We start from the raw sequence: 5,967 nt of genomic DNA, 5'->3' as shown, positions 1-5,967 counted from the left end.
ATGGCTACCTGCTTCATTTCTACTGGCACAGCACTATTTTCAGTAGTTTTTGGACTAGATTCTTTAGGCTTTGAGTCTGTTGACTTTTGCAGAGTTGCTTCTTTATTTTTAATTTTTATATAAATTTCATGAGCAACTGTATTGTGCTCCTTAATTTCTCTGTTTGTATCAGTCAGTTTTTTATACTGTTCCTTAAAAGGTTTTATAAATTTTTTGATAGCTGATAAGAATACGGCTTCTTCAGGATATATATCTGCCAATGTCTTAGGTGCTTCCTTTTGCACGAAATTGATGAGATCGGCTGGAAATTTATTAAGAATCTCTGGAGTAGCAAAGCTTACAAAATCATAGTCATGATAAGAAATTACAGCATATCGGGTATTTTTCTTAGTCGGACTTTTAATATAACCTTTAACTGTTGCCTCCCCTTGATCAAGTAACTTTTTCAAATAGAAATCTTTGATTTGGTTTTCTATAAGCGCATTACCTCTATAGAACCTAAGCTTCTGACTGATTTCCGCCTGTTCTTCCAGATTATCTTCATCAACAAGTTTTAGCTGTTCAGCTTGGTCAAGGAATTGAGCATGATTATATTGAGCAAGTTCGGATGTCCAAATCAGTAACTGGTCAAGGTTTTTAGGCATAGGAACTTTCAAATCATTTAAATCAAGCTTTTTAATGGGCGCAAGTTCTTCTTCCTTAAACTCTGTTCTTTCTAAACTTGATTGCTTTAACATAATAATTTCCTTAACTTCCACTAATTTTAAAACATAATAAAAACTATAAATGAGTGCTTAGAGCCTTCATTTTTAGATTTAGCTATTTGGGGTCAATAACGCATAAATCCCCATACTTCCCATAGCCACACTGCTCTTTCATCACTCGGACGCAAGGCTTGGACTCTTCTCCAACGGCACAACTTTGAATATCAAACTGAATACCTTGCTGCCTTAAACTCTCGATCTTTGGAATATTCTCTAAAGGCTTAATATAAGATGCAAATAGCCACGTCATAGTCAGTATGAGAACTGAAAAAATACCTAAGAAAATGGTAATTAACTTCCATGAAAATTGATCACTGGTTGATTCAATCGAATTTTTTAAATGTCCAAGTGCTTTGGCAGTCTTAATAAGTTCCGCTGTACCCTCCTGTAAGCCCGTATTTAGCGATTTTGATACAGTATGATGGGTTTGCCCTGCGATGACCTTCTGAATGCGTTCCTCGGTGATTTGAAGCTCTTTAACGGCCTGATTAACTAAGTTTTGCTGTTGTTCTGCAACTGCCATCAGTGCATATAGCTTTTTTTCATCAGGTGTCATCGACTCATCCCCTTATAACTCATGGTTTTCTGTTGCTCTCGTTCTAATTTCTGCTGTTCTTTGTATTGTTTCAAAGCAAGCTGTTTGAAGGTATCAAAATCAGCCTTAAAGCTTTCAATACCCTGTTTAATTTCTTTGTCTGAAATTGGACTGTCTTTAAGGTCTTTCAGGTCTTTTTTCGGGTCGCCTAAATCAAGTCGTTCAAGCTCTTTATGGACTGTTCGTGACTGTTGCAGGGCTTCCCTGATTTCAGGATTCTTCGCTTGGCTTGGTAGCAGTTTTTTCTCAGGTTCTTTCTCTATGCCTTGCTCTTTGTAGCTTCGCATATCAATACGGCTGTCAATTTGATGTTTTTCTAAATGGCTGTTGCATAAATCTGCCCATCTTTGGCGTAGGTCTTTAATATCGGTTTTTCGTTCCTGGTAACTCTTGCCTGTATTGTCTTTTTTAGCTCCGCCACGTTCAGGATTCTTGCTGTTATAGCGTTTAAAATATTGCTCTGGATCTCGCTCGATTCCATCTTGTAGACGTTCATTAAACATGAGGTGAACGTGAGGCTGATCGTTGCCGTCCATTGCTTTAGGGTTATGAATCGCAAACTGATACGGATATTTTGAGCCAATTTCAGACTGAATGAAGTCCTCAACCAGTTCTAGGCGTTGCTCGGCATTCATCTCTCTAGGCAGGGCAATTTCATATTCTCGGTAGGTACTACCATTTTTGCGCTCATAAAGGTCGGCTGCCTGCCAAAAGTTAATCGGATTATGTTCTGCCCATTTCGGCATGTTTCCATAGTCACTATGTTCAAGGTCAGTTTTAGCCTGTTCCTCTTTTTTCTTTTTTTCTTCATCCCGATCTATATATTCGGCATGCGGTGCTGCCTTTCCTGCCTTACCGACTTTGACACTTAAACGAGCAATCGCCATTAGGTTTTATCCTGTTCCTTTTTTCGGTTGCGTTCCTTCTTAAACGCTCTTTGATCGAGTATCGAAGCAAGCACCATAATGAGGATGAGTAGCGGTGCTGCGATCACGCCAAAAATAATATCTTTGATCTTTCCCAATACCTGTTTTAGTTGCATGTTGTTGCTCCTAGCTTTGGTACTTCTTTTTTTCATTCAATTTTCAATTGAACGAAAAAAAGAAGTTTCAGGGTTTTAGGGATGAAGTCCCTAACGTGCTTAGGTTTCTCAATGAAATTGAGAAACGTCTAAGCGCGCCATCAAATTTTTGATGGAAGTACAGGCGAACTTCTCTAGAACGAACTTTAACAAAATTGCGGACATTGGACGTAATTATTTTGTTATCGTTCTTTGAGAATTGAGCCTGTGCTTATGCGGTATCTGAATTAAGGAATTGAATATGACGAATGAATGGCTTTCAGAAAGACTAACCTATATTTCTGCTTTAAAAAATCCGAGTGATGCTCAAAAACTTTTATTGGAAATTGCTCAAATTCAATATCGAACACCTGAACAAGAAAAGAAATTAAATGCACTGATCAAAGCAGAAAAAGCCATAGATCGAGCAAATAAACAAAAGGTAGTGGTTAGAAAATTATTGAATGCTGAAAAAGAAGCTGAACGTAAAGCGCGTACTCGTCACCTGATCCAGTTAGGCGCACTGTTTGAAATTGCTAACCTAGATAAACGGGACCCTGCCGAACTGCTCGGTATACTACTTAAAACAGCAGAGATTGATCCTAACGATATGAAATGGCAGATTTGGAAAGACTTAGGGCAAGAGGTGTTAAATCAACGTAAAAAGACTGAAAAACAAAATAATTGATTATGCAGTTAAGCTACTTAAAACCGTGGAACATTGCTTACTTATTGAGCGTGGAACATGAATAATCATAAAAAAAGCCCAATCGGGGTTGATTGGGCTTTTTTATACACGATAAGTCAATGATTTATATGAAATAAAAATTTGCATTTCGTATAATCTGCATTATGTTAATTGTAGGAAAACTATAAGATGGGATAAATATTAAAAAGAATTTTCACGTTTCTCTTCTTTCAAAAGTTGGGTGTAAATTTGTTTATGTTTATAAATAATACATAGATATTTAAGGCTACTGCATGGCGATTCTAAAGTGATTTCAGAATTTGGCTTATTCCAAGTTACTTTTGTCTTTTTAATCTCCATTCCCAAACTATTAGTAGCAGGAATTATCTCTGTGTCCCCTTTACCCCATTTTTGAGTCATCCCAGCTATTCCTAAAGAAGCATTCCTATAATCACTCATCATCATAATCATATATAGTTGAGGTTGGCCATTCAGGTTATTATGGAATAGATAATTCGTTGTTGTGAAACCATAAATTTGATTAAATGGATCATCTCCTGCTCTTGTACACTCCAAGTCTCCTTGTTTTTCAGTACAAGAAACAGCCTTCCCGTCTCTAAAAAATTTTCCATTGATAGCAGGTAATGCTTTGAACTCATCCAAAGTCATTCCTAGAATAGCTCCTCTGAAATCAAATTCTTGAGCATATATATTAGAGCTAATTGCTAACCCCAACATTAAGGTACTAATTTTTTTCACTTATTAATATCCGTTGTTAAATTGATTTGTATTATAGTTGATGTAGAATTTTTAAAAAAATTTGATCAATATAGGAAATAACTACCAAAATTTTAATAATTTTATTTTGTTAATTTTAAGCAGTCGAACTTGTGGTTGAAAGTCGTCAATTAAATCAGGCGTCAAAGGTTTTCCATAACCATTTTGATCAAATTCATCCCTCATTTTATTGTATATCGTTCTAATTACTTTGCCGGCTTCAATTTGTCCCATACCTAAAAGTTCTGAAGATGCAAGGAAAATAGCTTCAATATCTTTAGGATGATGTCCTCTAATATATTTTCCATCAGCATATTCTACTCGTCTAATAACTCTTAAAACTTCTCTTTTTATCTCTTCTATAGCAGCATACTTTGAACAGATAATTCCTGTATAAACACCACTAATAACACCACTGAGAATACCTATTAAAAAACTTAAAAAAATATCCATGTGATGTCTCAAAGATTTATTAACAACTTACAAAAAATGGCTGAATCTGTGGACGCTGTTTTTGTGATTCCATCCAAAGTGAATGTTTAGATTGAACACGCATTAACAGATCTGCACTGATTCCCAAAGCATCATGTAAGCGTAAAGCTACATCCGCGGTTACTGGTGCTTTACCATTAATAATTCGAGAAAGTAATGGACGTGTCACTTGAATACGTTCAGCAAGTTCTGTAATGGTGATCGCTTGTCCTTCTTCTTTTAAGCCATCTAACCATTCTGATACTAACTCACCTGCATGAGCTGGATTATTCATCATCATATTCACCTCAATGGTAGTCTTGATAGTCCACGATATACGCATTGCCATCTTTAAAAATAAAAGTCAGACGCCAATTGGCACTCACCGTAATTGACCAATGATCTTTTAATTTACCTTTCAAAGGATGAAGCTTCCATCCAGGGAAATTCATTTCATCAATACTTTGCGCTTCATTCAAAGCAGTTAATTGTCTTTTTAACTTGGTTGAATGTACTGACTGAATACCTGCTGTAGAACTGGTTTTAAAGAAACGTTCCAGTCCCTTATGATTAAAATCTACAATCACAAAAAATCATCCTTTGTATAGTTTTAATATACAGCAATTCGTTCAGTAAAACTATACAGAAATATAGACTCAAATAAAATCAAAAGCCTTAAAAACAAATGCGCTCACTCTCTCAACTCGCCCCCAAAGCGTCGCACTTCGTGCTTTGGCTTTGGTGAACGGTTGAGAGAGTTTCGGCAATACTCACCCTAAGGGCGGTCATTTAAAAAAATAACCTAGCCCCTAAGTATTGCCGATTTACCTATATATATTTGGCTTCGGAGCCACGTATATCGGTCGTATCCGCACATAGCTTTGCTGACTATGCAGACAAGGACTCAAAGTCTTGCACTTCGCTCCACGCGCTCCCTGTCGTTACATTGCCTGTATCTCTGCGAGGGTTTCCCCAACTTACAACTTAACAAGTCCTATGTAACTACTCCCAACGCTCCGCCTATGTGAAGTTCCCCTGTAAGCGGTTTAGCCTTTCGACCATAGCTACAATACGCCAGTGACACTTATTCCTACCACACGTAATGCATGCCGACCGTAAAACGGACACGCAGAAGCGGGCAAAGCTCGATCTAGGATGCTTATTTGATGGTTTAAAACACGAATTAACGAAGACTTATCATTTTGAGGCTTGATATAAACACTGTTTATTGTGAAAATAGAGTTCAGGTACAAGCCTTTTGGTGAAATCATAACGGTCGCCAAACCTTATGATCTTCGTTACTTGATGTTCGAGCATCAAATAACTGCGTACCGCAGAATTTACTTGAAAACCCCTCTAAGTTGCAAGACTTAGAGGGGTTTTTGTTTATAATTTTAAATTACAAGTTACTTATCCTTGTTTAAAGCAAATTTTCGCTTCTTAATCACAGTAATTGGCTTTTCTTGTGGAGCCATATTTTTCTGAATGGCTACCTGCTTCATTTCTACTGGCACAGCACTATTTTCAGTAGTTTTTGGACTAGATTCTTTAGGCTTTGAGTCTGTTGACTTTTGCAGAGTTGCTTCTTTATTTTTAATTTTTATATAAATTT

At 36.8% G+C, this 5,967-nt stretch carries 9 protein-coding genes and 1 pseudogene; 1 reads left to right on the top strand and 9 read right to left on the bottom strand.

The genetic code is table 11. The features are described 5' to 3' along the window. The 4 genes from FTU82_RS15455 to FTU82_RS15440 all read right to left on the bottom strand — a co-directional run. Positions 1 to 737 (bottom strand): hypothetical protein (locus tag FTU82_RS15455; protein WP_180101612.1); only part of this gene is annotated, 737 nt, incomplete at its 3' end. Between the two features lie 82 nt (positions 738 to 819). After that, positions 820 to 1,320: a hypothetical protein gene (locus FTU82_RS15450; RefSeq protein ID WP_163167891.1), complete on the bottom strand. Its 501-nt coding sequence runs from the start codon at positions 1,318 to 1,320 to the stop codon at positions 820 to 822. Continuing rightward, a complete protein-coding gene (locus FTU82_RS15445) occupies positions 1,317 to 2,246 on the bottom strand; it encodes a MobA/MobL family protein (protein WP_163167893.1) in 930 nt (309 codons plus the stop codon). The genes FTU82_RS15450 and FTU82_RS15445 overlap by 4 nt, the downstream gene beginning before the upstream one ends. Beyond that, positions 2,246 to 2,401 carry a hypothetical protein gene (locus tag FTU82_RS15440; RefSeq protein WP_171521753.1) on the bottom strand — a complete coding sequence of 52 codons (156 nt, stop codon included), beginning with the start codon at positions 2,399 to 2,401 and terminating at the stop codon, positions 2,246 to 2,248. Before FTU82_RS15440 ends, FTU82_RS15445 begins: the two co-directional genes overlap by 1 nt. A gap of 280 nt (positions 2,402 to 2,681) precedes the next feature. Between FTU82_RS15440 and FTU82_RS15435 the strand changes: the two genes are divergently transcribed. Beyond that, positions 2,682 to 3,107 (top strand): conjugal transfer protein TraD, encoded by a 426-nt coding sequence (locus FTU82_RS15435; protein WP_180101610.1) that lies wholly within the window; start codon positions 2,682 to 2,684, stop codon positions 3,105 to 3,107. Positions 3,108 to 3,308: 201 nt separating this feature from the next. Here FTU82_RS15435 and FTU82_RS15430 read toward each other — a convergent pair whose 3' ends face one another. The 5 genes and pseudogenes from FTU82_RS15430 to FTU82_RS15410 all read right to left on the bottom strand — a co-directional run. Continuing rightward, complete coding sequence (locus FTU82_RS15430) at positions 3,309 to 3,866, bottom strand: hypothetical protein (RefSeq protein WP_180101608.1); 558 nt, start codon at positions 3,864 to 3,866, stop codon at positions 3,309 to 3,311. 81 nt (positions 3,867 to 3,947) lie between these two features. Next, on the bottom strand, positions 3,948 to 4,337 hold the full coding sequence (locus FTU82_RS15425) for a hypothetical protein (protein ID WP_180101606.1): 390 nt from the start codon (positions 4,335 to 4,337) through the stop codon (positions 3,948 to 3,950). Between the two features lie 19 nt (positions 4,338 to 4,356). After that, positions 4,357 to 4,653 carry a HigA family addiction module antitoxin gene (locus FTU82_RS15420; protein WP_218947765.1) on the bottom strand — a complete coding sequence of 99 codons (297 nt, stop codon included), beginning with the start codon at positions 4,651 to 4,653 and terminating at the stop codon, positions 4,357 to 4,359. Between the two features lie 10 nt (positions 4,654 to 4,663). After that, the gene (locus FTU82_RS15415; RefSeq protein WP_087704769.1) at positions 4,664 to 4,942 is read right to left on the bottom strand and encodes a type II toxin-antitoxin system RelE/ParE family toxin; all 279 of its coding nucleotides are present in this window, start codon (positions 4,940 to 4,942) and stop codon (positions 4,664 to 4,666) included. Between the two features lie 819 nt (positions 4,943 to 5,761). Then, positions 5,762 to 5,967 (bottom strand): annotated as a pseudogene (locus tag FTU82_RS15410) (hypothetical protein); the annotation flags it as partial.

This window comes from Acinetobacter sp. YH12151, assembly GCF_013418355.1.
GTDB lineage: Bacteria > Pseudomonadota > Gammaproteobacteria > Pseudomonadales > Moraxellaceae > Acinetobacter > Acinetobacter pseudolwoffii.
The sequence above is the reverse complement of the archived record's forward strand: the minus strand, read 5'-3'. Positions and strand labels throughout refer to the sequence as shown.

Excerpts from the sequence above, each read along its gene's own strand:
- FTU82_RS15425 (WP_180101606.1), bottom strand. The coding sequence starts at position 4,337 with ATGGATATTTTTTTAAGTTTTTTAATAGGTATTCTCAGTGGTGTTATT.
- FTU82_RS15450 (WP_163167891.1), bottom strand. The coding sequence starts at position 1,320 with ATGACACCTGATGAAAAAAAGCTATATGCACTGATGGCAGTTGCAGAA.
- FTU82_RS15445 (WP_163167893.1), bottom strand. The coding sequence starts at position 2,246 with ATGGCGATTGCTCGTTTAAGTGTCAAAGTCGGTAAGGCAGGAAAGGCA.
- FTU82_RS15420 (WP_218947765.1), bottom strand. The coding sequence starts at position 4,653 with ATGATGAATAATCCAGCTCATGCAGGTGAGTTAGTATCAGAATGGTTA.
- FTU82_RS15435 (WP_180101610.1), top strand. The coding sequence starts at position 2,682 with ATGACGAATGAATGGCTTTCAGAAAGACTAACCTATATTTCTGCTTTA.
- FTU82_RS15440 (WP_171521753.1), bottom strand. The coding sequence starts at position 2,401 with ATGCAACTAAAACAGGTATTGGGAAAGATCAAAGATATTATTTTTGGC.